Annotated in this window: 19 protein-coding genes and 2 pseudogenes; 13 read left to right on the top strand and 8 right to left on the bottom strand. The window is 74.5% G+C overall.

Annotated features, from left to right (window positions below):
* The first annotated feature begins 11 nt into the window (after window positions 1-11).
* A complete protein-coding gene (locus ABZY20_RS27575) occupies window positions 12-4,106 on the top strand; it encodes a glycosyl hydrolase (protein ID WP_356444642.1) in 4,095 nt (1,364 codons plus the stop codon).
* Here the strand turns inward: ABZY20_RS27575 and ABZY20_RS27570 are convergent.
* On the bottom strand, window positions 4,103-5,122 hold the full coding sequence (locus tag ABZY20_RS27570) for a LacI family DNA-binding transcriptional regulator (RefSeq protein WP_356444640.1): 1,020 nt from the start codon (window positions 5,120-5,122) through the stop codon (window positions 4,103-4,105). The genes ABZY20_RS27575 and ABZY20_RS27570 overlap by 4 nt on opposite strands.
* 234 nt (window positions 5,123-5,356) lie before the next feature.
* Between ABZY20_RS27570 and ABZY20_RS27565 the strand changes: the two genes are divergently transcribed.
* A complete protein-coding gene (locus ABZY20_RS27565; RefSeq protein WP_356444638.1) occupies window positions 5,357-6,592 on the top strand; it encodes a four-carbon acid sugar kinase family protein in 1,236 nt (411 codons plus the stop codon).
* A gap of 263 nt (window positions 6,593-6,855) precedes the next feature.
* Here ABZY20_RS27565 and ABZY20_RS27560 read toward each other — a convergent pair.
* Window positions 6,856-7,233, bottom strand: a pseudogene (locus tag ABZY20_RS27560) (helix-turn-helix domain-containing protein); the annotation flags it as partial.
* 95 nt (window positions 7,234-7,328) lie between these two features.
* On the opposite strand from ABZY20_RS27560, the gene ABZY20_RS27555 reads away from it, so the two are divergent.
* Genes ABZY20_RS27555 through ABZY20_RS27545 form a run of 3 tightly spaced genes read left to right on the top strand, consistent with a single transcriptional unit; the run spans window position 7,329 to window position 10,045 of the window.
* The gene (locus tag ABZY20_RS27555) at window positions 7,329-8,198 is read left to right on the top strand and encodes a class I SAM-dependent methyltransferase (protein ID WP_356444636.1); all 870 of its coding nucleotides are present in this window, start codon (window positions 7,329-7,331) and stop codon (window positions 8,196-8,198) included.
* Window positions 8,199-8,249: 51 nt separating this feature from the next.
* The gene (locus tag ABZY20_RS27550) at window positions 8,250-8,963 is read left to right on the top strand and encodes a ThuA domain-containing protein (protein ID WP_356444634.1); all 714 of its coding nucleotides are present in this window, start codon (window positions 8,250-8,252) and stop codon (window positions 8,961-8,963) included.
* Entirely contained in the window at window positions 8,933-10,045 is a 1,113-nt protein-coding gene (locus ABZY20_RS27545) for a Gfo/Idh/MocA family oxidoreductase (protein WP_356444632.1), read from the top strand. The genes ABZY20_RS27550 and ABZY20_RS27545 overlap by 31 nt, the downstream gene beginning before the upstream one ends.
* Before the next feature lie 5 nt (window positions 10,046-10,050).
* Here ABZY20_RS27545 and ABZY20_RS27540 read toward each other — a convergent pair whose 3' ends face one another.
* A complete protein-coding gene (locus tag ABZY20_RS27540) occupies window positions 10,051-11,529 on the bottom strand; it encodes a glutamate-cysteine ligase family protein (RefSeq protein WP_356444630.1) in 1,479 nt (492 codons plus the stop codon).
* Window positions 11,530-11,651: 122 nt separating this feature from the next.
* Here ABZY20_RS27540 and ABZY20_RS27535 point away from each other — a divergent pair, with 122 nt between their 5' ends.
* The 3 genes from ABZY20_RS27535 (at window position 11,652) to ABZY20_RS27525 (ending at window position 14,816) form a co-directional block, all read left to right on the top strand.
* Window positions 11,652-12,833, top strand: coding sequence for an MFS transporter (locus ABZY20_RS27535; protein ID WP_356444628.1), 1,182 nt, complete (start codon window positions 11,652-11,654; stop codon window positions 12,831-12,833).
* Window positions 12,834-13,135: 302 nt separating this feature from the next.
* Entirely contained in the window at window positions 13,136-14,014 is an 879-nt protein-coding gene (locus ABZY20_RS27530; RefSeq protein ID WP_356444626.1) for an SDR family oxidoreductase, read from the top strand.
* 73 nt (window positions 14,015-14,087) lie between these two features.
* Window positions 14,088-14,816 carry a maleylpyruvate isomerase family mycothiol-dependent enzyme gene (locus tag ABZY20_RS27525; protein WP_356444624.1) on the top strand — a complete coding sequence of 243 codons (729 nt, stop codon included), beginning with the start codon at window positions 14,088-14,090 and terminating at the stop codon, window positions 14,814-14,816.
* 18 nt (window positions 14,817-14,834) lie between these two features.
* Here the strand turns inward: ABZY20_RS27525 and ABZY20_RS27520 are convergent, their stop codons facing one another.
* On the bottom strand, window positions 14,835-15,233 hold the full coding sequence (locus ABZY20_RS27520; RefSeq protein WP_356444622.1) for a MarR family transcriptional regulator: 399 nt from the start codon (window positions 15,231-15,233) through the stop codon (window positions 14,835-14,837).
* Window positions 15,234-15,319: 86 nt separating this feature from the next.
* Between ABZY20_RS27520 and ABZY20_RS27515 the strand changes: the two genes are divergently transcribed.
* Complete coding sequence (locus ABZY20_RS27515; RefSeq protein WP_356444620.1) at window positions 15,320-16,801, top strand: MFS transporter; 1,482 nt, start codon at window positions 15,320-15,322, stop codon at window positions 16,799-16,801.
* 159 nt (window positions 16,802-16,960) lie between these two features.
* On the opposite strand, the gene ABZY20_RS27510 is transcribed toward ABZY20_RS27515, so the two are convergent.
* Window positions 16,961-17,362: a RidA family protein gene (locus tag ABZY20_RS27510; RefSeq protein ID WP_356444618.1), complete on the bottom strand. Its 402-nt coding sequence runs from the start codon at window positions 17,360-17,362 to the stop codon at window positions 16,961-16,963.
* 132 nt (window positions 17,363-17,494) lie between these two features.
* Here ABZY20_RS27510 and ABZY20_RS27505 point away from each other — a divergent pair, with 132 nt between their 5' ends.
* Genes ABZY20_RS27505 through ABZY20_RS27495 form a run of 3 tightly spaced genes read left to right on the top strand, consistent with a single transcriptional unit; the run spans window position 17,495 to window position 19,410 of the window.
* Window positions 17,495-18,532 (top strand): WYL domain-containing protein, encoded by a 1,038-nt coding sequence (locus ABZY20_RS27505; RefSeq protein WP_356444617.1) that lies wholly within the window; start codon window positions 17,495-17,497, stop codon window positions 18,530-18,532.
* The gene (locus ABZY20_RS27500) at window positions 18,516-19,064 is read left to right on the top strand and encodes a GNAT family N-acetyltransferase (RefSeq protein ID WP_356444616.1); all 549 of its coding nucleotides are present in this window, start codon (window positions 18,516-18,518) and stop codon (window positions 19,062-19,064) included. Before ABZY20_RS27505 ends, ABZY20_RS27500 begins: the two co-directional genes overlap by 17 nt.
* A gap of 58 nt (window positions 19,065-19,122) precedes the next feature.
* Window positions 19,123-19,410: a DUF6332 family protein gene (locus ABZY20_RS27495; RefSeq protein WP_356444614.1), complete on the top strand. Its 288-nt coding sequence runs from the start codon at window positions 19,123-19,125 to the stop codon at window positions 19,408-19,410.
* 72 nt (window positions 19,411-19,482) lie between these two features.
* On the opposite strand, the gene ABZY20_RS27490 is transcribed toward ABZY20_RS27495, so the two are convergent.
* Together ABZY20_RS27490 and ABZY20_RS27485 are read right to left on the bottom strand one after the other, a co-directional pair.
* On the bottom strand, window positions 19,483-20,148 hold the full coding sequence (locus ABZY20_RS27490) for a response regulator transcription factor (protein ID WP_356444612.1): 666 nt from the start codon (window positions 20,146-20,148) through the stop codon (window positions 19,483-19,485).
* 31 nt (window positions 20,149-20,179) lie between these two features.
* Complete coding sequence (locus tag ABZY20_RS27485) at window positions 20,180-21,403, bottom strand: sensor histidine kinase (protein WP_356444611.1); 1,224 nt, start codon at window positions 21,401-21,403, stop codon at window positions 20,180-20,182.
* A 114-nt stretch (window positions 21,404-21,517) separates the two neighbouring features.
* On the opposite strand from ABZY20_RS27485, the pseudogene ABZY20_RS27480 reads away from it, so the two are divergent.
* Window positions 21,518-22,399 (top strand): annotated as a pseudogene (locus tag ABZY20_RS27480) (helix-turn-helix domain-containing GNAT family N-acetyltransferase); the annotation flags it as partial.
* A 176-nt stretch (window positions 22,400-22,575) separates the two neighbouring features.
* On the opposite strand, the gene ABZY20_RS27475 reads toward ABZY20_RS27480, so the two are convergent.
* Window positions 22,576-23,292, bottom strand: a complete 717-nt coding sequence (locus ABZY20_RS27475; RefSeq protein ID WP_356444609.1) for a TetR/AcrR family transcriptional regulator — start codon at window positions 23,290-23,292, stop codon at window positions 22,576-22,578.
* Window positions 23,293-23,529 lie beyond the last annotated feature (237 nt).

Genomic DNA, 23,529 nt, shown 5'->3' with positions numbered 1-23,529 from the left:
GACCGTGCCCCGTGCTCTCCCCCACGCTCCGGCAGCTGTTCGACGATCCGCCCCGCGGCTTCGGCCCCGCCCCCCTGTGGTGGTGGTCCGGCGCGAAGGTCACCCGCGACCGTCTCGCCTGGCAGGTGCGGGCGTTCGCGGACGGCGGCGTCCACGACCTGGTCGTCATCAACCTGGCCCCGGCGGGACCGGCGTTCGGCGCCCGGGCCGACGATCCGGCGTGGTTCGGCGAGGAGTGGTGGGCGCGCTTCACCGACGCCTGCGAGATCGCCGGTGAACTGGGCACGCGTCTGTGGTTCTACGACCAGATCGGGTTCTCCGGGGCCAATGTGCAGGGCGCCGTGACCCGGCGCCATCCCGAGGCGGCCGGGCGCGCCCTGCGCCACCGCTGGGCGGGAGTCCGCCGGGGCCGGGTCGAACTGGGCCACGCCGAGAAGCCGTTGGCGGCGTACTGCGCGCGGGGCCGGCGGCTCGGCATCGCCCCGGACGGGAGCGTCGCGGCCGCCGACGGCACCGGGGTGCGGCTCGTCACCGCCGTCCCCACCGCGTTCGACTACCTGGACCCGCACGCCGTGGGCCTGCTGATGGACGCGGTGCACCACGAGTACGACCGCCGGGTGCCCGGGTACCTGGGCACCGTCGTCGCGGGCAGCTTCCAGGACGAGCTGCCGGGCACGAACGCCTGGAGCCACCGCTTCGCCGCCGAGTTCCGCGCCCGGCGCGGCTACGACCTGCTCGACCACCTCCCGGCCCTGTTCGGCACGGACGGCGGCGTGCGGGAGGGGAAGATCCGCGCCGACTACTACGCGGTGCGCGCCGAGCTCACCGAGGAGGCGCTGTTCCGTCCCCTCGCCGACTGGCACCGCGAGCGCGGCCTGCTGCTCGGCAGCGACCAGAGCCACCCCGCCCGCGCGGGCTACCCGGCGCAGTCGACGCAGATCTACACCGACTACTTCCGCACCCACCGCTGGTTCAGCGCCGCCGGCAGCGACCACCACGGCGACGCCAAGGTGCACTCCTCCATGGCCCACATCTACGGCCACGACCGTGTCTGGATCGAGGCGTTCCACTCCTCCGGCTGGGGCGGCACGCTGGAGGACACCTACCACTGGCTGCTGCCGTTCCTGCGCAGCGGCGCCACCCTGTACAACCCGCACGCCAGTTACTTCGGCACCGCGGGCGGCTGGTTCGAGTGGGCCCCGCCGTCCACCGACTGGCGCCAGCCCTACTGGAAGCAGTACCCGGCGTTCTCCCGGGCCGTGGCCCGGATCTGCTCGATCATGTCGTGGGGTGGCTACGCGGCCGAGGTGGCGGTGCTGCACCCGACCGCCACCCTGCAGGCCCTCCTGCCGCTGGACGCGCCCGTCCGGCACTTCGGCGACGGCCGGCTGGGCGACGGACACGCCGACGCCGACGAGACGCAGCGGCACTACCTGGACCTGTGCGGCACGAACAACTGGCTCTCGCCGCACGTCGGTTCCCTCGACCGGCACGGCATCTCCTTCGACGTCGTCGACGACGACTCGGTGCGGCGCGCCGAGGCCACCGGCGGCGCCCTGCGGATCAGGGACCTGGCGTACACCGCGGTGCTGCTGCCCTCGGCGAGCGTGCTGGAGGAGGAGACGGCGCGCCGGCTGACGGAACTGCTCGACGCGGGCGGGCGGGTCGTGGTCGTGGGGCGCCCTCCCGCGACGGCCGCCGGCCGGTCCGGTGACGACGCGGCCGTCGAGGCCCTGGCGCACCATCCCCGGCTGGAGCGGGTGCGCGACGCGCAGGCCGGTGCGGAGGCGGTCGCGGACGCGGCCGGGCACGCGACGGGTGAGGTGCCGCTCCTGGTGCGGCGGCAGGGGGACATGGGGGTCGCCCTGGTCATGGCGGCGTTCCCGGAGGTCGGCTCGCATCCGCTGCGGCCCGGCCCCGCCCCGGTCACGGCCGACGCCTCGTGCGTCACCGTGCGGGCCGCCGTGGCCGAGGCCGAGGTCTGGAACCCGGCGACCGGCTCCCGCTCTCCCGCCTCCGTCACGGTCCCGGGCGACGGCACCGGCTCGGTCATCGGGGTACCGCTGGACGGCGCCCCGGCGGTCCTGGTCGTGTGGCGCGAGGAGCGCCCGGCGCCCGCCGCCGAGCGGGTCGGCACGGACGCGGCCCTGAACGCGGCCCTGGACGCGGCCCTGGACGCAGAGCCGGCCACGGCCACGGACACGGACACCGGCACCGGCACCGGCACCGACACAGGCACGGGCACGGGCACAGCCACGGTCAGCCGGGTGGTGGACATCTCGTCCGGCTGGCAGGGACGGCTGGTCCCCACCATGGACAACACCTGGGGCGACCTGGCCCTGCCCGCGGGATCGCCCGTGGACGAGCCGCAGATCTGGACCATGGAGTGGACCGAGGGGGCGGGCCGGGAGCGGATCCGGGCCACGTACGGCAACCGGGTGCGGGTCCTGCCGCCCCTGCCCGCGACCCGGCTGCCCGAGCCGCTGGACGGGGCGTCCGTCGAGCGGATCCTGGCCGGTGAGCTGCCGCTCGTGCCGCCCGGCGGCGGCTGGGACACCGGGGTGTACTCGTCGAGCCGCGGCATCCCGGACCAGGGCGGGCTGCTGGGTCTCAAGGGGCTGGTGAACGAGGAGTTCGTGCGGGTCGCGGTGCCCGGCGGCGGGACGGCCGCCCGGGTCCGGGCGATCGTGGAGACCGACCGGCTGGGGCCTGCCGAGCTGCACGTCGGCGCGGAGGCCGGCAAGCGGGTGTGGTGGAACGGCACACGGCTGTCGCCCGGCGGCGACGGCTACCTCGCCTCGGCCCGCGTCACGGTCACCCGCGCCCGCAACGTCCTGGAGTACGAACTGTCCGGCGCCCAGGACCGGCCCACGACGATCGGAGCCACCCCAGGCACCCCGCTCGGCAGCTTCTTCTGTCTGTCCGATCCGGGCGGGCTGGGACCGCGACCGCGGTTCATGCGGCTGCCCGACGGCGTCCCGGCGGACGGGCGGGTGACCTACGGCGCCCGGCTCCGGGTCCCGCACGGCGGGGCGCGGGCCGTGCTGGTCGTGGGCGCCGCCCCGGCGGTCACCGTGCTGCTCGACGGGGAGGTCGTGGCGCGGCAGGAGAAGGTGGAGTACTACGAGGCGGACTGGGGCGCGGTGCCGGCGTTCTTCCGCCACGAGCCGGAACTCGGGGCGGGCGAGCACACCGTGGAGGTGGTGGCCGAGGGTGCCGGGGCCGGGAACGCGGTCTTCGTCGACCTGGTGGCGGTGTCGGACACCGACGTGACGGCCCTGGTCAGCGCCGCCGGCTGGGAGGCCGCGGCGGGCACGTGGCGAGGGGTGAGCGTCGAGGACGGGACCAGGCGGGGCGAGCTGCGGCACTGTCACGCCGTGGTGCGGCCGCATCCGCTGCCGGACAGCGCGTGGCTCACGGGCCGGCCGGTGCCGGGCGGTGCCGTGTGGCCGGTGCGGTCCACCGACGACGTCCACGCCCTGCCGCAGCGCTTCGGCTTCACCGTGCCGGCGGGGACGGTCGCACTCGATCTGCCGCTGGCACTCCGCGCGCGGATCCGTGTGGGCGACGCCGAGGAACGTCCGCTGCACCAGCCTTACCTGACGCTCCCTCAGCCTTTGCGGAGGCCGACCCGCGTCGAGGTGGTCACCGAGCCCACGGCCACCCTGCGCGGCGGCTCGGCCTGGCACGGTCCGGTGCGGGTACGGACGGTGCCCGCGCCGCTGCCGCCGGGCGACTGGCGCGAGCGGGGGCTGGGCGGGTGGAGCGGGGGCGTGACGTACACGCGGCTGGTGGAGGTGCCGCCGGGGAGCGATCCCGTGCTGGATCTGGGGAGGGTGCGGGGCAGTGTGGAGGTGGCGGTGGACGGGGAGTTCGCCGGGGAGGCGTTCTGCGCTCCGTACCGCTTCCCGCTGCGCGGGGCAGCCGGCCGGACCGTCCGGCTGGAGGTGACCGTACGGGGCACCCTGGCGCCGTATCTCGCGGAGGCCACGCCGACGGAGTGGGCCTTCGAGTCCCAGCTGTCCTCCGGGCTGATGGGGCCGGTGACGCTGCGGAGTGCCGCGAGGCCGCCGTCCGGGCGACGGGAACCGCGCGGCGGGGTCTAGCCGTCGGCGGGCGGCCGGGTGGAGTCGCGCACGACGAGGCCCGGGGCGAAGACCCGGGTCTCGTGGAGGTGGTCCGCGCGGGCCTCGATCTCGTCGAGGAGCATCTCGACGGCCGCCCGGCCGAGTTCCTCGACCGGCTGCCGGACCGTGGTCAGGGTGGTCGCCCCGAACGTCGCCACGTCGAGGTCGCCGTAGCCGACGACCTGGACGTCCTCCGGGACGCGTACGCCCCGCTCGGCCAGACCCCGGCACAGGCCCGCCGCGAGGAAGTCGTTGGTGCAGAACACCCCGTCGGGCAGGTCCTCCAGCGCGCGGGCGATCTCCGTGCCGTACGCGACCGTCATCCGCTCGGCGACCACCTGGTCCAGCCGCGCCTCCCGCCGGCTGCGCACGGCCTGCCGGGCGCCCTGGTACCGGTCGGCGCACTGGCGTATGCCGCGCTCGCCGTTGACGACGAGGATGTCGCGGGCCCCGCGGTCGAGCAGGTGCCGCACGGCGATGCGGCCGCCCGCGATGTCGTCGACCGAGACCGAGCAGCCCTCCCGGTCGGGCATCGCGCGGTCGGCGAGGACCAGCGGGATGCCCCGCTCGCGCAGCCGGGCGAGGCGGCCCGGGTCGGCGCTCAGCGGCACGACGACGACGCCGACGGCCCGTTGCCCGGCGAGCATGCTGAAGTAGCCCTGCTCCCGCTCCGGGGCGTCCCCGCTGTGGCAGAGGACCAGGGAGTAGCCGTGGTCGTAGGCCGCGTCCGCGGCGCCCCTGGCGATGCGCGCGTAGAAGGAGTTGGTGACGTCGGGCAGGACCAGCCCGATCGCGGAGGCGCGCCCGGTGCGCAGACCGGCGGCGCCGGGGTGAGGCACGTAGTCGAGTTCGGCGACGGCGACGCGGACGCGTTCGGCGGTGCGGGCGTTGACGCGTTCGGGCCGGTTGAGCACGTTCGACACCGTGGAGACCGAGACGCCGGCGGCGGCAGCGACGTCCTGGATGCGGGCGGGGCGTGCCGGAACGGCGTCCACCCCCTCGCTGTTGCAGCCGTGCGACCAGGCACGACGATGGCCGTCATGGGCGCCGCAAGTATAACGTGACGGGGCGTGGAACGTTTTTCGCGCCCGGTCCGCGGGAGGGCGCGGACGCCGTGCCGGAACGGGCGTCCCTGCGCGAAGTGCGCAGGGTTCCTCGTCCACTTCACGCACCCCATGTCATCATCGTGGGCCGAGACGGTCCGACCGGGCCGCCCGAGGAGGTACGCGTTGTCCCTCTCCGCATCCGGCCCCGGCGGCCCCGCCCGCCCGGTGCTGGCCGTGGCCGACGATCTGTCCGGTGCCGCCGAGACGGCGGTGGCGCTGCGCTCGCCCGGCCGGATCCTGCTGGGGCCGGCCGGCGCGCCGGAGCCGCCCGCCCCCGGTGAGTCGCTCGTCGTGGACCTGGACTCCCGGCAGCTCCCGGCCGCCGAGGCGGCACGGGCGGTGCGCGACGTCACGCTGACCGCCCCGCCCGGGGCGCTGCTGTTCAAGAAGGTGGACTCGCTGCTGCGGGGGAACCTCGCCGCCGAGGCGGCCGCCTACGCGCAGGACGCCCGGGGCGTGGTGATCGCGACGGCGCTACCGCCGGCGGGGCGTTCGGTGCGCGACGGTGTCGTGCGCCTGCGCGGTGTCCCGCTGCACGAGACCGACGCCTGGCGGGCCGAGACCCGGCCGGCACCGCCCTCGGTCGCCGCCGCGCTCGGCGGCCTGCCGACGGCACCGGTGCCGCTCACGGCCGTGCGCGGCGGGCCGGGGGCGCTGCGGGACGCGCTGCGTGCGTGTTTCGCGCAGGGGCGGCACCCGGTGTGCGACGCGGAGACGGAGGCCGACCTCGACGCGGTCGCCGCGGCGGCGCTGGAACTGGGCCCGGGCGTAAGGCTGTTGGGCACGGGCGGACTGGCGGGCGCGGTGGGGCGGCTGACGGGCGCGGACGCCTTCCCCTCCCCCGCTGTCCCACCCGCGGACGGCGGCGTCCGGCCGGTGCTGGTCGTGGTAGGGACGGCCGAGCCCTCCGCCCGGGGGCAGATCGCCCACCTCCTCGCGGACGGCGCCCACCACGTGTCCCTCACCACAGAGGAACTCCTGGGCTCGCCCCGGCGGCTGGAGTCCCCGACCGCCGCCGTCACCGTCGTCCGCGTCACCGGCACGGCCGGCCCGGCCCTGGCCCGCCGGCTCGTCGCCGCGCTCGCCCACGCCGTCGCCGACGCGGCACGCGACTGCGACCTGGTCCTGACCGGGGGCGAGACCGCCCGCCGCGTCCTGGACGCGCTGCGCGTCACCGACCTGCATCCGGTGGGCCAGGTCCATCACGGCGCGGTGCACTCCCGCACGCCGGACGGCCGTTCGGTCGTCACGCGTCCCGGCAGCTACGGCGAGACCGACTCCCTGCGGCGCATCGTCCGGTCCCTGCGCCCCACAGCGGAACGCGCCACCCCGACCGCACCCGCGGCCGCGACGCCGTGACCTTGGCCCGCCCCTCCGGCGCGGCCGGGCGCGGCCGGACAGCGCGGCGGCCACGGGCGGCGGCACAGGGCGGGGACGGGGATGGGGACGGGATGGGGACGGGATGGGAACGGAGACGGGTCCGGCGGATCCTAGGACCCGGCGGGCGCCGTCCCCGCGTGGCTGCGGGGCGCGGCCGGGCCGCTCCCGGACGGTGGGGGTCTGAAGGGCTGTCGGCGCCCGGAGACCCGCCTTTCCCGTGGTGCGGCAGGGCCGGTCCCGGTCGCGTCGAGCAGGCGGCGGAAGGTGGGGCACTCCAGATGACGCGGCGCCGGACAGGCTGCGGCGTGCCGCAGGGAGTCGCGCAGCACGGCCAGTTCGCGGATCCTGCGGTCCAGTTCGTCGGCTCTGGCCGTCAGCATCTCCCGGTCGATGTCCGGCTGCCCGTCGGGCCCGAACATGCCCGCGATCTCGTCCAGCGAGAACCCGGCGGTGCGGCCGAGGGCGATCAGCGCCAGCCGCTCCAGCACGCCGGGGTCGTACTGGCGGCGCAGGCCCCGCCGCCCGGTCGGCGCTATGAGCCCTTTCTCCTCGTAGTACCGCAGGGTCGAGGCGGGCACCCCGGCGCGGTGCGCCACCTCGGCGATGTCCAGCTCCGTCATGGCTTGACCTCAAGTCGACTTGAAGGAGAACGCTGTCATCCTGCCGTACGGACGGCACGCAGCAGCGGACGAGGACTACAGAAGGAGAGACGGGTATGGACGCCTCGCGCAGGACCGACGACGAACAGGCCGCCCGCTGGAACGGACCCGCCGGCCACGCCTGGGTCGACCTCCAGCCGGTGCTGGACGAGATGTTCCGGCCCATCGAGGACCTGCTCGTCGAGGCCGTGGCCGCCGAACGGGCGGACCGGGTGCTCGACGTCGGCTGCGGGACGGGCGCCCTCACCCGGGCCGTGGCCCGGCGGGTCGGCCGGTGCGTGGGGATCGACCTGTCCGGGCCCATGATCGACGCCGCCCGGGCGCGTGCCGGCCAGGAGGGGGTGCCGGCGTCCTTCCTGCGTGCCGACGCGCAGGAGCACCCGTTCGAACCGGGCTCCTTCGACACGGTGGTCTCCCGCTTCGGCGTGATGTTCTTCAACGACCCGGTCCGGGCCTTCGCGAACATCCGCGGGGCGGTGCGCGACGGGGGCGGGCTGCGGCTCGTCGTGTGGCGCGGGCCGGAGGAGAACCCCTACATGACGACGGCCGAGCGCGCCGCCGCGCCGTTCGTGCCGGGGCTTCCGCCGCGCCGGCCGGACGGGCCGGGCCAGTTCGCCTTCGCCGACCCGGACCGGGTGCGGCGTGTCCTGGCGGACAGCGGCTGGGACGGGATCGAGCTGCGGCCGCTCGACGTGGAGTGCGCCTTCCCCGAGGAGGACCTCGTCCGGTACTTCACCCGGCTCGGCCCGCTCGGCACGATCCTCCCCGGGGCCGACGAGCAGACGCGCGCACGGGTCGTCGAGACGGTGCGCCCCGCCTTCGACCCGTTCGTCCAGGGCTCGCAGGTGCGCTTCACGGCGGCCTGCTGGCTGGTCTCCGCACGGTCCTCGTCCGCGAAACGGTCCTCGTCCGCGAAAGTTTCGTGAGGTCCGGCCCTCTTTTCGCGGCTCGGGGCGTCCGCGCATAGTGAGTGCACGATGACGCAGAAAAGAGCCCTGGTGGTCCGCGGCGGATGGGAGGGGCACCAGCCGGTCCAGGCCACGGAGCTGTTCCTGCCCTTCCTCCGCGACCACGGATACCTCGTCCGGGTCGAGGAGTCGACCGACGTCTACGCCGACGCCGCCGTGATGTCCGGCACCGACCTCGTCGTGCAGTGCGTGACGATGTCGCAGATCACGTCCGAGCAGGTGGCGGGGCTGAGCGCGGCGGTCGCCGCCGGCACCGGCCTCACCGGCTGGCACGGCGGGATCGCCGACTCGTTCCGCGCCAGCTCCGACTATCTCCACCTGGTGGGCGGCCAGTTCGCCTCCCACCCGGGCAAGGAACCGTGCGAGCGCAAGGGCGAGGCGGCGGACAACTTCCTGCCGCACACCGTCGCCTTCACCGCGGCCGGCCGCGACCACCCCGTCACCGCGGGCCTGGAGGACTTCGCGCTGGACACCGAGCAGTACTGGGTGCTGCACGACGACCTCATCGACGTCCTCGCCACCACCACCCACCCCGTCCGGCCCTGGCAGCCCTGGCACCGGCCGGTCACGTCCCCGGCGGTCTGGACCCGCCGCTGGGGTGCCGGGCGGATCGTGGTGACGACGCCGGGGCACAGCGTCGACGTGCTGGAGCACCCCCCGGTAGTCCGCACCATCGTCGAGAGGGGCATGCTGTGGGCGACGCGCACCGCATCGGCGTCGTAGGGCTCGGGGTCATCTCCCGGGCGTACCTCGAGACGCTGGCCGGCCATCCCGCCGTGCGCGTCACCGCGGTCGCCGACCTGGACGCGGCCCGCTCGGCCGCCGTCGCCGCCGGCCTGCCGGGAGCCCGGGCGCTGCCGGTCGACGCGCTGCTGAGCAGCCCGGACGTCGACACGGTTCTCAACCTGACCGTTCCCGTGGCGCACGCCGGGATCGCCCTGGGCGCCGTCCGGCACGGCAAGCACGTCTACGGGGAGAAGCCCCTGGCCGCCACGTTCGCCGAGGCCCGGGCCGTCCTGGAGGAGGCGGCGGCAGCGGGGGTCGGGGTGGGGTGCGCGCCGGACACCGTCCTGGGCACGGGCGTCCAGACGGCCCGGGCGGCGGTGGAGGCGGGGAGCATCGGGCACCCGCAGTCCGCCTCGGCCGTGATGGTCACGCCGGGCCACGAACGCTGGCATCCGCACCCGGACTTCTACTACACGGAGGGCGGCGGTCCGCTGCTGGACATGGGCCCGTACTACCTCACGTCCCTGATCCACCTGCTGGGCCCGGTGCGGGCCGTGATCGGGGCCGCCGGGCGGCTGCGCGCCGAGCGGGTCATCGGTTCGGGTCCGCGCGCGGGCGAGCGCATACCGGTCGAGGTGGACAGCCATGTCTGCGGTGTGCTGGAGCACGACAACGGCGCGCTGACGACGCTCACCACGAGCTTCGACGGGGTGGCGACCACGGCCGCGCCGATCGAGGTGCACGGCGAGTCGGCGAGCCTGTCGGTCCCCGACCCGAACCGCTTCGACGGCGAGGTCCGCCTCCACGCCCTCGGTGACACCCGGTGGCGCGCCCTGCCGGTCTCGGCGGGGTACGAGGAGGGCGCGCGGGGCGTCGGGCTGCTCGACTTCCTCAGCGCCGGGGGACGGCGCGCCGACGGTGAACTCGCCCTGCACGTCCTGGAGGCGATGACCGCCCTGCTGCGCTCCGCGGCCGAGGGGCGGCGCGTGGAGCTGACGACGACGGCCCGGGTGCCGGCGCCCGTGCCGCTGACGCCGGCGCGGGTCTGGCGGGGCCGGGCCGCGGCCGGCCCCGCATGACCGGGTCAGTCCACGGGCCAGGTGTGCGCGGGCGCGTTCATGTGCATGTAGTCCATGTACGTCCTGGTCATCTGCCGCAGCGCCTCGCCCCGGTCGGAGACGCCGGCCTTCTCCAGGTGGTGGACCGTCTCGGCCTGCCAGGTGGCGCCGTTGCGGGCGGTGACACAGCGCTGCTCGATGATGCCGAGCAGGGGTTCGCGCCACGGGTCGTCCATGCCGGCCAGCTCCAGGCCCCGGTGGGCCAGGGGCAGCAGGCGCCGCAACACCAGTTCGGTGACCGGGACTTCGCCGACGCCGGGCCAGTAGAGGCGGGCGTCGATGCCGTCGCGGGCCGCGGTGTGCAGGTTCTCCTCGGCGACCGCGAAGGACATCCGCGTCCACACCGGCCGGTCCTCGTCGACGAGGGCGCGGGTCAGGCCGTAGTAGAAGGCGCCGTTGGCGATGATGTCGGCGACGGTGGGGCCCGCGGGCAGGACCCGGTTCTCGATGCGCAGGTGCGGGCCGCTGTCGGTGACGGCGTACACGGGGCGGTTCCAGCGGTAGATGGTGCCGTTGTGCAGGGTCAGTTCGCCCAGTTGGGGCACGCCGCCGCTGTCCAGTTCGCGCTGCGGGTCCTCGTCGTCGCACAGCGGCAGCAGGGCGGGGAAGTAGCGCACGTTCTCCTCGAACAGGTCGAAGACGCTGGTGATCCACCGCTCGCCGAACCACACCCGGGGCCGTACGCCCTGCGCCTTGATCTCCTCGGGGCGGGTGTCGGTGGCCTGCTCGAACAGGGGGATGCGGGTCTCGCGCCACAGTTCGCGGCCGAACAGGAAGGGCGAGTTGGCGGCGAGGGCGATCTGCACGCCGGCGATGGCCTGGGCGGCGTTCCAGTAGTGCGGGAACTCCTTCGGGTCGACCTGCAGGTGGAACTGGGTGCTGGTGCAGGCCGCCTCGGGGGTGATGGTGTCGGCGTACGTCGACAGGCGCTCCACTCCGTCGACCCTGATCCGCAGGTCCTCGCCGCGGGCCGCGAAGATCTGCTCGTTGAGCAGCCGGTACCGGGGGTCGCCGGACAGCGCGGCCTCGCTCACGTGCGCCTCGCCCAGGGTGGGCAGGATGCCGACCATGATCAGGTGGGCGCCGACGGCGGCGGCGCGGTCCTCGGCGTGGTTGAGGGCGTCCCTGATCGCCTGCTCCCAGGCCCCGGGTCCGCCGGCGGTCAGCCGCCGCGGCGGGATGTTGATCTCCAGGTTGAAGCGGCCCAGCTCGCTCGACCAGGCGGGGTCCGCGATGGCCTGGAGCACGTCGGTGTTCCGCATCGCCGGGAGCCCGTGGTCGTCGACCAGATTGAGCTCGATCTCCAGCCCCACCTGGGGGCGCTCGCTCTCGAAGCCGGACTCGCGCAGCATCTGCGCCAGCACCTCGAGGTCGGTGTGCATCTTCTCCCGGTAGCGACGGCGGTCCTCCCGTGTGAACACCAGGGCCGGCACATCACGTCCCATCGTGTCCTCCGGAGCTGCGTCGGCGGGTACCTACCGTCCAAGCCTCGCACCTTGTCCCCTCCCCCGCACCCACCTAGCCTGAGTTTGTGCCGCAAATAAACAAACCCCGAACGCACAGTGCCGTGCCGGGCAACGCCCGGTCCCTGACCCGGCTCCGCGTCGCGCTCACCGTCTTCTTCGCCCTGGACGGCTTCGTCTTCGCGGGCTGGGTCGTCCGCATCCCCGCCATCAAGGAACAGACCGGCGCCTCCGCCAGTGACCTGGGACTCGCCCTTCTGGGTGTCTCGGCCGGCGCCGTCATCACCATGACCCTCACCGGGCGACTGTGCCGTCGCTACGGCAACCACCGGGTCACCGTCGTCTGCGCGGTCCTGCTCTCCCTGAGCGTGGCCCTGCCGCCGCTCACCCGTTCCGCCCTCGCGCTCGGCCTGGTGCTGCTGCTGTTCGGGGCCGCGTACGGCGGGATCAACGTCGCGTTCAACAGCGCCGCCGTCGAGCTGGTCGCCGCGCTGCGCCGGCCGGTCATGCCGAGCTTCCACGCGGCGTTCAGCCTGGGCGGCATGATCGGCGCGGGGCTGGGCGGTCTGGTCGCCGGGTCCCTGTCCCCCACGCGGCACCTGGTGCTGCTGACCGTGACGGGACTGCTGGTGACGGCCGCGGCCGGGCCCGTCCTCCTGCGCCACGAGCCCCCGGCGCCGCCGGAGCGGGAGTCCCCCGCGCGGGACGCGCCGCGCCGCCCGGACCGCCGCACCCGGGGTCTGGTGATCGTCTTCGGGCTGATCGCCGGGTGCACGGCGTACGGCGAGGGGGCGCTGGCCGACTGGGGCGCCCTGCACCTGGAAGAGGACCTGGGCGCCTCGGCGGGCGCCGCGGCGGCCGGCTACTCCTGCTTCGCGCTCGCCATGACGGTGGGGCGGCTGACCGGTACGGCCCTGCTGGAACGGCTGGGGCGGACCAGGACGGTGGTGGCGGGCGGCGGCACCGCGGCGGCGGGCATGCTGCTGGGCTCGCTCGCGCCGTCCCTGTGGGCGGCCCTGCTCGGGTACGCGGTCACCGGCATCGGCCTCGCGAACCTCTTCCCCGTGGCCGTGGAGCGCGCCGGCGCGCTGGCCGGCCCCGGCGGCGTCGCCACGGCGTCCACGCTGGGCTACGGGGGCATGCTGCTCGGGCCGCCCGCGATCGGCTTCATGGCGGACTGGTTCACCCTTCCGGTGGCGCTCACGAGCGTGGCGGTGCTCGCGGCGGTGGCGGCGGGCGTGGGAGCGCTCGCGGGGGCGTCGGCGCGGCGGGCCGCGGGAGGGTAGGCGCCGCCCGGGATGCGGAGCGTTGGGCGCCGCCCGGACCGCGCGACGGTGGACGGCGCCCGGGGTGCAGGACGGCAGACGCCGCCAGGGGTGCGGGAGGGCAGGCGCCGCCCGGGGTGCCGGGTGAGGGCAGGGTGCCGCCCCGGGATGCGGGCGGGCGGATAGTGGCCGACGATCCTGCGTGCGGGGCTGATCGGCACGGACTTTCCTGGGTACCCGTCGCCTCGCCCGAAGTGATCATCGCGCCGCGACCGGCCCGGGCGATCACCGGGACGTACGCCATGGAACGAGGAGGCAGACCCGTGACCGCACAGCAGCACCCCGGCGAGCAGCACCCGAACCCGGAGTTCCCCGCCCAGGACCAGCCGCACCCGGGCTGGACGGGGCCCATGGACCCGCCTCCGGACCACGGCGAGGAGTCCTACCGGGGCAGCGGGCGGCTGGAGGGCCGCAAGGCCGTGATCACCGGAGGGGACTCCGGGATCGGCCGCGCGGTCGCGCTGGCGTTCGCCCGGGAGGGAGCCGACGTGCTCTTCACCCATCTGGATGACGAGAAGGACGACGCGGCCGAGACCGCCCGGCTGGTCGAGGAGGCCGGACGGCGTGCCGTGCCCGTCTCCTGCGACGTACGGGAGGAGGAGAACTGCCGCGCGCTGATCGACCGGGCCGTGGAGGAGTTCGGCCGGATCGACGTCCTGGTGAACAACGCGGCGTACCAGATGTCGCAGCCCGACGGTATCGAGGCGATCTCCACCGAGCAGTTCGACCGGGTGATGCGCACCAACCTGTACGGCATGTTCTGGCTGTGCAAGCTGGCCGTGCCGCACATCCCCGAGGGCGGCAGCATCATCAACTCCACGTCCGTGCAGGCGTACAAGCCCAGCCCTCACCTGCTGGACTACGCGACGACGAAGGGCGCGATCGTCACGTTCACGCAGGGGCTCGCGCAGATGCTGATCGACCGGGGCATCCGCGTCAACGCGGTGGCGCCGGGCCCGGTGTGGACGCCGCTGATCCCGGCGACGATGCCGGACACTCAGTCGTTCGGCAAGCAGGCGCCCATCGGACGTCCCGCGCAGCCCGCCGAGATGGCTCCGGCGTACGTGTTCCTGGCCTCGCAGGAGGCGTCGTACATCACGGCCGAGATCGTCAACGCGACGGGCGGGACGCCGCTGCCGTAACCGCCCGGCACCGACAGACGCCGCCGCGGAAAATCGCGGGACGGCCGGGACGGCGTGCGGCAGACTCGGCGCCATGGAGACCGCCGAGTTCCTGAGCGCGCTGGAGACCGAGGGCAGGCTGCTGGCCGCGGCCGCCGAGAAGGCCGGGACGGACGCGGACGTGCCGACGTGCCCGCGGTGGCGGGTGGGTGATCTGCTGCGGCACACGGGGGCGGTGCACCGCTGGGCCGCCGCGTTCGTCGCCGAACGGCACACCGGGCCCCGCCCCCTGACCGAACCCGCCGGTCCCGACGGCGCGGAGCTCGTAGCCTGGTACCGCGACAGCCACCGCCTCCTGGTGGACACCCTGGCCGCCGCCTCGCCCGACGTGGAGTGCTGGGCCTTCCTGCCCGCGCCGTCCCCGCTGGCCTTCTGGACCCGGCGGCAGGCGCACGAGACGGCCGTGCACCGGTTCGACGCCGAGTCCGCGCGCGGCGGCGAACCGGCGCCCTTCACCCCGGAGTTCGCCACCGACGGCATCGACGAGCTGCTGCGCGGCTTCCACGCCCGCGCCAGGAGCCGGGTCCGCACCCCCGGACCGCGCGTGCTGCACGTGCGCACGGAGGACACGGGCGCGGTGTGGACGGTACGGCTGTCCCCGGAGCCGCCCGTGACCACGCGGGGCGCGTCCGGCGAGCCCGATGCCGAACTGCACGGCCCCGCCGGGGAGTTGTACCTCGCCCTGTGGAACCGCCGGCCCCTGCCGGGCGTCTCGGGCGATCAGGGACTGGCCGCGCTGTGGCGGGAGGAGTCGGGGATCTGACCGGCCACCCGGCCGGGCTCAGTCGTCGTCCAGCATCCGCGCCAGCACCGCGCGCTGCACGGGCAGCACCTCCGCGTGCCGTGCGCGCCCCTTCGGGGTCAGCACCACCCGTACTCCCCTCCGGTCCTCGGGACACATGCAGCGCTCGACGAGCCCTTCCTTCTCCAGCCGTGCGATCAGCCGGGACAGCGCGCTCTGGCTGAGATGGACCCGTTCGGAGATCTCCTGGACGCGGTAGGACGAGCCGCCCCTGGCCGCCGTCCGGCAGCCGGCGAGGACGTCGAGCACCTCGAAGTCACTGGCGCACAGGCCGTGGCCGTGCAGCGCGCGATCGAGTGCGCACTGGGTCCGCGCGTGCAGCGCCAGAATGTCCCGCCACTGCTCCACGAGTGCCTGTTCGGCCTGCTCCGCCGCCATGCGCGGCACCGTAACAGAGAATCGAGATCGTTGCACTCGAATTAAATGCGCTTGCATTTCATGCATGCGCATGTAGCCTCTCGGCCATGACTTCTCCGCTCGTCTCCCCCGCGCCCGAGGGGCGTTGGACCGCCCGGCTCTGGGGGACCCTCCTCGTGCTGTGCGCCGCGATGTTCCTGGACGCCCTGGACGTGTCCATGGTCGGCGTCGCCCTGCCGTCCATCGGCGCCGACCTCGGCCTGTCGACCTCCGCGCTGCAATGGATCGTCAGCGGCTACATCCTCGGCTACGGCGGTCTGCTGCTCCTCGGCGGACGCGCCGCCGACCTGCTGGGCCGGCGCCGGGTCTTCCTGGTGGCGCTGGGCGTCTTCGCGCTGGCCTCGCTGCTCGGCGGTCTCGTCGACTCCGGTCCGCTGCTCATCGCCAGCCGCTTCGTCAAGGGCCTGAGCGCGGCCTTCACGGCCCCCGCCGGCCTGTCGATCATCACCACGACGTTCCCCGAGGGCCCGCTGCGCAACCGCGCCCTGGCCATCTACACGACCTGCGGCGCCACCGGCTACTCCATGGGCCTGGTCTTCTCCGGTCTGCTCACGGAGGCCAGCTGGCGCCTGACGATGCTGCTGCCCGCCCCCGTGGCGCTGATCGCCCTGGCCGCGGGCCTGAAGCTGCTGCCGCGCACCGCGCGCGAGCGCGGCCGGGGCGGCTACGACATCCCCGGCGCCGTCCTCGGCACCGCCTCGATGCTGCTGCTCGTGTTCACCGTCGTCGAGGCACCCGAGGCGGGCTGGGGTTCGGCCCGCACGGTCGTGTCCTTCGCCGCCGTCGCCGTGCTGCTGGCCGCGTTCGTGGCCGTCGAGCGGCGCAGCACGAGCCCGCTGGTCCGGCTCGGTGTGCTGCGCTCGGGGCCGCAGGTGCGGGCACAGTTGGGCGCGCTGACGTTCGTCGGCAGCTACATCGGTTTCCAGTTCCTGGTCACGCTCTACATGCAGCAACTGCTCGGCTGGTCCGCGCTGCACACGGCTCTGGCGTTCCTGCCGGCGGGCGCGCTCGTGGCGCTGTCCGCGACGAAGGTGGGGGCCGTCATCGACCGGTTCGGCACGGCCCGGCTGATCGTCCTGGGCTTCGCGTTCATGGTGGCCGGGTACGTGCTGTTCCTGCGCGTCGACCTCGACCCGGTGTACGCCTCGGTGATCCTGCCGACGATGCTGCTGGTCGGCTCGGGCTTCGCACTGACCTTCCCCTCCCTCAACGTCCAGGCCACCAACGGCGTCGACGAGCACGAGCAGGGCATGGTCTCCGGGCTGCTCAACACCTCGGTCCAGGTGGGCGGCGCGATCTTCCTCGCCGTGGTGACGGCGGTGGTGACCGCGAACGCCCCGGAGCGCGGCGACGCCTCACCGCAGGCCGTCCTCGACAGCTACCGGCCGGGGCTGGTGGTGGTGACGCTGGTCGCCCTCGCCGGTCTGCTGATCACCCTCACGGGACTGCGGAACCGCCGCCACCGGCCGTCCGTCGTGGTCGCCCGGTCCGCTGCCGCGGAGTCGGAGCGCGTCGCCGTACGCGACTAAGGCACGTTCCGCACGGAGCGCGTCGCCGTACGCGACCAGGGTGCGCTCCGTCCGGGGCGCACCCGCGCCCGACCGTCCGCCTGCCGCTCGTACCCGACCGTCCGCCTGCCGCTCGTGCCGGCCGAACCGGCACGAGCGGCCGCAGCGGCGCCGGTCACCTCACGCGACGGCGGTTCCCTCCAACTCGACCAGCTGGCCGGGGATCGCCAGCCGGGTCACCCCGAGGAGTGTGGTGGCCGGTGCCGCCCCGGCGGCGCCCAGGCGTGCCGCCAGGACGCCGTAGTGCGGGAACAGCAGATCGACGTCGGTGGCGTAGACGGTGAGCCGGACCAGGTGCGCGAGGGACATGCCGGCCTCGCCGAGCACGGCCTGGAGGTTGTCGAGGCTCAGCGCCAGTTGCCCTGCCATGTCGCCCTCGTGTTGCGGCTTGCCGTCCGCGTCCGTCGCGGTCTGCCCCGAGCAGTACAGGGTCCTGGTGTGACCGGAGACGAGCTCGCCCTGGTTGAACCCCAAGTCCAGCGACCACGTCACCGGGTTGACCGCCGTGCGTACCACTGCCATGTCAGCTCCCTTCGCTTCACGGGGGCACCTCCGTCCTTCGGCGCGGAAGCCGCCGTCGCCGAAGGGGGTGCTCACGAGGAGCCTTCCAACGAAGCATGACACCCTTGGTCATGTATTCGATAAGGTCCCCGCATGCGTGCCGATCGCCTGGTCTCGCTGGTGCTGCTGCTGCGGCAGCACGGCCGGCTCACCGCGGGTGCGCTGGCCCGCGAGCTGGAGGTGTCCACCCGCACCGTGCTGCGCGACATCGAGGCGCTGTCCGCGGCGGGTGTCCCGGTCTACGCCGAGCGCGGGCGGCACGGCGGCTTCGCGCTGCTGCCGGGTTTCCGCACGGAGCTGACCGGACTGAACCACGAGGAGACCCTCGCCCTGCTGACCGCCGGATCGGCGCGCGGCGAGCGGGTGTTCGGCCTCGGGCCGGCGCTCGCTTCGGCCCTGCGCAAGGTGGTGGACGCGCTGCCGGAGAGCCATCGGGCCACCGCGAGCGACGCGGCCCGGCGTTTCCTCGTCGAGCCGGAGACCGACCTGCTGTCCCGCGGGCGGGTCACCGAGGAGCTGACCGGCGCGACGATGACCGAGATCCGGCGCGCGGTGCTCGCCGGGCACCGGTTGCGCATCCACTACGCGGCGGCGGACCAGGCTCCGCAGTGGCGGACGGTCGACCCGATCGGCCTGGTCACCGTCCGCGAACGGGGCTACCTGCTCGCCACCCGATCCGGCGCGGACCGCACCTACCGGCTGTCGCGGATCCTGGCCGCCGAGGCACTCCCCGAAGCGGCGCAGCGACCCGACCGGGTCGACCTGGACCGCGCATGGCGGGAACGCTGCGCCCGGTTCCTGTCCGGCGACCACATCGCCGTGCTGGTCCGGGTGAACCCGGAGCGGCGCGAGGACCTGCTGAGCAGCACGGTGGCCGTCCGCACCGCGGGGACCGACGCGGACGGCTGGCTGCGCCTGGAGGCGACGTTCCAGGACCTGCGCCACGCGGAGTGGGCGCTGTGGCAACTCGGGCCGGACGCGGAGGCGTTGACGCCGGCGTCGTTGCGTACCGCCCTGCACCACCGCGCCAGCGCACTCGCCACCCGCTACCGGAACTCCCCTGAGGAGGCACCACCGACCCCCGAGCGGCCCGGCCAGTCCCCAGGATCCCGCCATGCCTCGCACGAGTGACAGGAGGCCTGCGGCCGAGGAACTGCTGACCGCCCGGCTGTCCTTGCGGCGACCGGCCGAAGGCGACATCGACGCGATCCTCGCGATCCATCACGATCCCGCCACCTGCCTGCACAACCCCTCGGACGCGCTGACCCGGCTCGCCGAGGCCGAGGCCCTGTACCGGCGCTGGAACGACCAGTGGCAGCGGTACGGATACGGCTACTGGGTCGTCCGACGCCGTGATTTCGCACGGCAGTTGGGCTTCTGCGGCATCAAGCCCATGGAGCTGCGGGGCAGAGAGGTCCTCAACCTCTTCTACCGTTTCGCCGCCTCGGCCTGGGGCCGGGGCTACGCCGGCGAAGCCGCCACGGCGGTCACCGCCTGGGTCTCCCGCCACGGCCCCGGCCTGCCGCTGATCGCCCGGATCCGGCCGGACAACACCGCCTCCCAGCGGGTGGCGATCCGCGCCGGTCTGACGCGGGCGGAGCACCTCGACACACCGGGGGACGACGGCCTCGACTGGATCTACGCCGCGCGGCCCCCGGGTTGAGAGCGAGGCCCAACGGGCTTCCTTGCCCGGCGGGCGTACTGCTGTTTGACTCGTCCGTATGACGTATCACGGGGGGCGGCGTACCCAGGCCGAGCGCGACGCGATGACCGTCGAGATCGGGTACGCCCTGTTCAGTGCGGCCTTCGCGGCGGCGGTCGTCTTCGGTGCCGTGGCCGGTCCGGCCCTGCTCTTCGACCTGCCGGACACCCTGGAGAAGGTGCTGCTGGTCACCGGGACGACGCTCGCGCCCGCGCTCTTCGTCGCCCGGGTGGTCAGTGTGCTGATCCGGTTCCGGTCGTCGTCGGCCGAACCAGGCCGTCCGGGCCGCGGCAGCGCGGACTCCTAGGGCGGGAGGGCTGGTCGGGGCGCTTGCCGCTGAGGGCTCCTTCGGCCGTCCCGCCCGGGCGGTGCCGCCCGCTCAGCCCAGCCAGCCCGGCCGTACCAGGCCCGACTCGTAGGCGAGCACGACCAGTTGGGCCCGGTCGCGGGCGCCGAGCTTCACCATCGTGCGGCTGACGTGGGTCTTGGCGGTGAGAGGGCTGACGACCAGCCGGCGGGCGATCTCCTCGTTGGACAGGCCGATGCCGACCAGGGCCATCACCTCCCGCTCCCGCTCGGTGAGCCGCGCGAGGGCGCCGGCCGCCGCCGGTTCCTTGGAGCGGGCCGCGAACTCGGCGATCAGCCGGCGCGTCACGCCCGGCGACAGCAGCGCGTCGCCCGCGACCACCGCCCTCACCGCGCGCAGGAGTTCGTCGGGTTCGGTGTCCTTCACCAGGAACCCGGACGCGCCCGAACGGAGCGCCTCGAAGACGTACTCGTCGAGTTCGAACGTGGTGAGCATGACCACCTTGACGCCCTGCAGCGCGGGCTCTCGCGTGACCTGCCGGGTCGCGGCGAGACCGTCGAGGGCGGGCATGCGGATGTCCATCAGGACGACGTCCGGCCGCAGCGCGCGGATGCGGCGCACGGCCTCCTCGCCGTCGGCGCTCTCCGCGACCACCTCGATGTCGGGCTGCGCGTCGAGCAGCGCCCGGAACCCGGCCCGGACCAGAGCCTGGTCGTCGGCGAGCAGTACGCGGATCACCGGCCTTCCTCCCTCGCTCGGTTGCTACGGCTCACCGGCCGGCCGACGTCCTGAGCGGCAGTACGGCGAGCACCCGGAAACCGCCGTCCGGGCGGGGCCCGGCCTCGATGGTGCCACCCAGCGCGGCGGCCCGCTCCCGCATCCCGGCCAGTCCGTTGCCGCTGCCGCCCGCGTCGGCCCCGGTCGCGGGCCCGTCGTCGTCGACGCGCAGCCGCAGCACGTCCGCGTCCCGCGCGAGCCGCACGCGCGCGTGCCGGGAACCGGAGTGCCGTACGACGTTGGTCAGGGCCTCCTGGACGATCCGGAAGGCGGCGAGGTCCGTGCCCGGCGCGAGGCGCGGCGGCTCTCCCTCGACGTCGACGGTCAGGCCCGCGCCCGCCGCCTGTTCCACGAGTTCGGGCAGCCGGTCGAGTCCGGGCGCCGGGGCGCGGGGCGCGTCGCCGGGGGCGCGCAGGGTGTCGAGCACCTGGCGGACCTCGCCGAGCGCCTCCTTGCTCTGGGCCTTGATGGTGGTGAGGGCGGTGCGGGCCTGCTCCGGGTCGGTGTCGAGGAGCGCGAGACCGACCCCGGCCTGCACGTTGATCACGGAGATGCTGTGCGCGAGGACGTCGTGCAGTTCGCGGGCGATCCGCAGCCGTTCCTCGTCGGCCCGCCGCCGCGCGGCCGCGGCCCGCTCGGCCCGCTGGCGGTCCCACTCCTCCCGCCGGACCCGGAACAGCTCCGACACCGCCGTGATGGCCACCACCCAGGTGGCGACGACGACCTCCTCGCCCCAGGAGACGGCGGAGTCCCCCGGCGGCGGCAGCCACCGGTAGAGCCAGTGCGCCACCAGGACGTGCCCCGCCCACAGCATGCCCATCGCCGCCCAGGCCGCCCGGCGGTGCCCGGCGACGATCGCGCTGAAGCACGCCAGCGCGACGGTGACGAACACCGGCCCGTACGGATAGCCCGCCCCGAGATAGAGCATGACGGCGGCGGCCGTACCGAACACCACCGCCACCGGATACCGCTTCCGCCACAGCAGCAGCCCCGAGGCCACGAGCAGCAGCACGCGGGCGAAGAGGTCCAGGTCAGCCCGCCGGCCCTCCTGTCCCTGTGCGGCGAAGTTCGACCCGACCAGCACGAAGACCGTCACGACCAGGGTGGACCGCCAGGGCCACCGGGGCGCCCGCTCCCCGTCCGCCCACCGGCCCCACCGGACAGGCCCGTGCCGCCACCACTGCGGCGGGCCTCCCCGCACGCGCTGCTCGTCCATACCGGCCACGCTAGACGCCGCCCCCGCCCCTAGGCGTCCCCCGAGCGTGGTGATCAGCCGTACTCCCCGGGAAGTACATTGCGGCCGCCGACACTGCCTGACTAAGGTCAGAGAATGACTGCGGAGCAGGTGGAACAGGTACGGCGCTTCAACCGGACGGTCGCCGAGCGGGTGGGCGTGCTGCACGACCACTATCTGGGCGGCGCCCGCCCCTACGGCCAAGCCCGCCTGCTCTGACAGATCGGCGACGAGGGCACCCACGACGTGCGCAGTGTCCGCGACCGGCTCGGCCTCGACTCCGGCTACACGAGCCGGCTGCTGCGGGCGCTGGAGCGCGACGGGCTGGTCGCCGTCGAACCCCACCCCCGCGACCGGCGGGTGCGCACCGTGCGGCTCACCGAGGCGGGGCGGCGGGAGCGCGCCCTGCTCGACGACCGCAGCGACGCGCTCGCCGTGTCGCTCCTCGACCCGCTGGACGCCGGGCAGCGGGAGCGGCTGACCGCCGCCATGGCCGAGGTCGAGCGGCTCCTGACCGCCTCGGTGGTCTCGCTGGAGGTAGTCGATCCCGACCACCCGGACGCGGTGTTCTGTCTGCGGTCCTACGCCGCCGAACTGCGGGAGCTGTTCGACGGCGGCTTCGAACCCGCGCGCAGCCTGCTGCCCGACCCGGGTGAACTGCGGGCGCCGCGCGGCCAGTTCCTCGTCGCCCGCCTGCACGGCGAACCGGTCGGCTGCGCCGGGCTGAAGCTGCCGGCCCGAGCACCCGCCGAGATCAAACGGCTGTGGGTCTCCCCCGGCACCCGCGGCCTCGGCCTGGCCCGGCGCCTGCTGGCCGAGCTCGAGGAACGCGCCGCCCGGCACGGCAGCGAGCTGGTGCGGCTCGACACCAACAAGGCGCTGGAAGCGGCCACCCGCCTCTACCGCGGCAGCGGCTACACCGAGGTCCCCGCCTTCAACGACGAGCCCTACGCGCACCACTGGTTCGAGAAGCGCCTCGCCCCGCCTTCGGGAGCGTCGGGAACGTCCGGGATGTCGGGGGCATCGGGAACATCCGGGATGTCGGGGGCGTCGGGGACCTCGGAGACCTCCAGGACGGCGGGAACCCCTGGGGCGCCGGGGTAGGGCAGGCGGCGAAACGCAGCCCGACCGCAGTCGCCGAACCCCGAGAGCCGCTACGACCGGGTCGCGCGCTTCCCCTGCCGGTGCACCAGCCCCACCCCGTGGGCGAGCTGCCCCACCGCATGCCGGAAGAACGCCGCCCGGTCCTCCACCACCCGGTTGAACTGCCCGAACACCTCGAACCCGACCAGCCCGTAGAGCTGGGCCCAGGCCGCGACGAGGGCCGTCACCGTCTCGGGCGGCAGATCGGGGGCGAGGTCGGCGGCCATCCGCTCGGCCTCCGGGCGCAGCTCGGCCGGCAGCGAGGGGCGGGCCAGTCCGGGACCGCGGTGGGCGTCGCGGGCGATGGCGAACAGCAGGAGACCGACACGGGAGGCCGCCGCGACGGTGGTCCGGGGCGCGGTGTAGCCGGGGACGGGCGAGCCGTAGATCAGCGCGTACTCGTGCGGGTGGTCGAGCGCCCAGCCGCGCACGGCCTCGCACACCGCGACCCAGCGCTCCGGCGGGACGGCGTCCGCGACGGACTCGTGGGCCTTCTCGGCACTCTCGCCGAGGGAGTCGTAGGCGTCGATGATCAGGGCGGTCAGCAGCTCGTCGCGGCTGGGGAAGTAGCGGTACAGCGCCGAGGAGACCATGCCGAGTTCGCGGGCCACGGCCCGCAGGGAGAGCCGGGCGGCGCCCTCGGCCGCGAGCTGTCTGCGCGCCTCGTCCTTGATGGCCGCGGTGACTTCGATCCTGGCCCGGGCACGGGCGCCGTGTGCGGAGCTCATGCGGGGCAGTGTGCCACGGAAGCAGAGCACTGCACACAAACGAGAGCACCGCACACGGATGGGAGCACCGCACAGAAACGAGAGCACTGCCTACGTCGGCGAGCGCCGCCCGGACGCGAGAGCACTGCCCACACTGGAGAGCACCGCCCACATTCGAGAGCACTGCTCTTGCCCTGCGGCACCGACCTCGTGCACACTGGCCCCACCAAAGTGAGAGCACTGCTCACAGAAGTGAGC

Origin of the sequence: Streptomyces sp. NPDC006624 (assembly GCF_040611555.1) — a bacterium.
In the GTDB taxonomy this organism is placed as follows: Bacteria; Actinomycetota; Actinomycetes; order Streptomycetales; family Streptomycetaceae; genus Streptomyces.
The sequence above is the reverse complement of the archived record's forward strand: the minus strand, read 5'-3'. Positions and strand labels throughout refer to the sequence as shown.

What these genes read in the sequence shown, in the direction of transcription:
- ABZY20_RS27555 (WP_356444636.1), top strand. Translation starts at nt 7,329, where the DNA reads ATGGACGCCTCGCGCAGGACCGACGACGAACAGGCCGCCCGCTGGAAC.
- ABZY20_RS27550 (WP_356444634.1), top strand. Translation starts at nt 8,250, where the DNA reads ATGACGCAGAAAAGAGCCCTGGTGGTCCGCGGCGGATGGGAGGGGCAC.
- ABZY20_RS27540 (WP_356444630.1), bottom strand. Translation starts at nt 11,529, where the DNA reads ATGGGACGTGATGTGCCGGCCCTGGTGTTCACACGGGAGGACCGCCGT.
- ABZY20_RS27525 (WP_356444624.1), top strand. Translation starts at nt 14,088, where the DNA reads ATGGAGACCGCCGAGTTCCTGAGCGCGCTGGAGACCGAGGGCAGGCTG.
- ABZY20_RS27520 (WP_356444622.1), bottom strand. Translation starts at nt 15,233, where the DNA reads ATGGCGGCGGAGCAGGCCGAACAGGCACTCGTGGAGCAGTGGCGGGAC.
- ABZY20_RS27515 (WP_356444620.1), top strand. Translation starts at nt 15,320, where the DNA reads ATGACTTCTCCGCTCGTCTCCCCCGCGCCCGAGGGGCGTTGGACCGCC.
- ABZY20_RS27510 (WP_356444618.1), bottom strand. Translation starts at nt 17,362, where the DNA reads ATGGCAGTGGTACGCACGGCGGTCAACCCGGTGACGTGGTCGCTGGAC.
- ABZY20_RS27505 (WP_356444617.1), top strand. Translation starts at nt 17,495, where the DNA reads ATGCGTGCCGATCGCCTGGTCTCGCTGGTGCTGCTGCTGCGGCAGCAC.
- ABZY20_RS27500 (WP_356444616.1), top strand. Translation starts at nt 18,516, where the DNA reads ATGCCTCGCACGAGTGACAGGAGGCCTGCGGCCGAGGAACTGCTGACC.
- ABZY20_RS27495 (WP_356444614.1), top strand. Translation starts at nt 19,123, where the DNA reads ATGACGTATCACGGGGGGCGGCGTACCCAGGCCGAGCGCGACGCGATG.
- ABZY20_RS27485 (WP_356444611.1), bottom strand. Translation starts at nt 21,403, where the DNA reads ATGGACGAGCAGCGCGTGCGGGGAGGCCCGCCGCAGTGGTGGCGGCAC.
- ABZY20_RS27475 (WP_356444609.1), bottom strand. Translation starts at nt 23,292, where the DNA reads ATGAGCTCCGCACACGGCGCCCGTGCCCGGGCCAGGATCGAAGTCACC.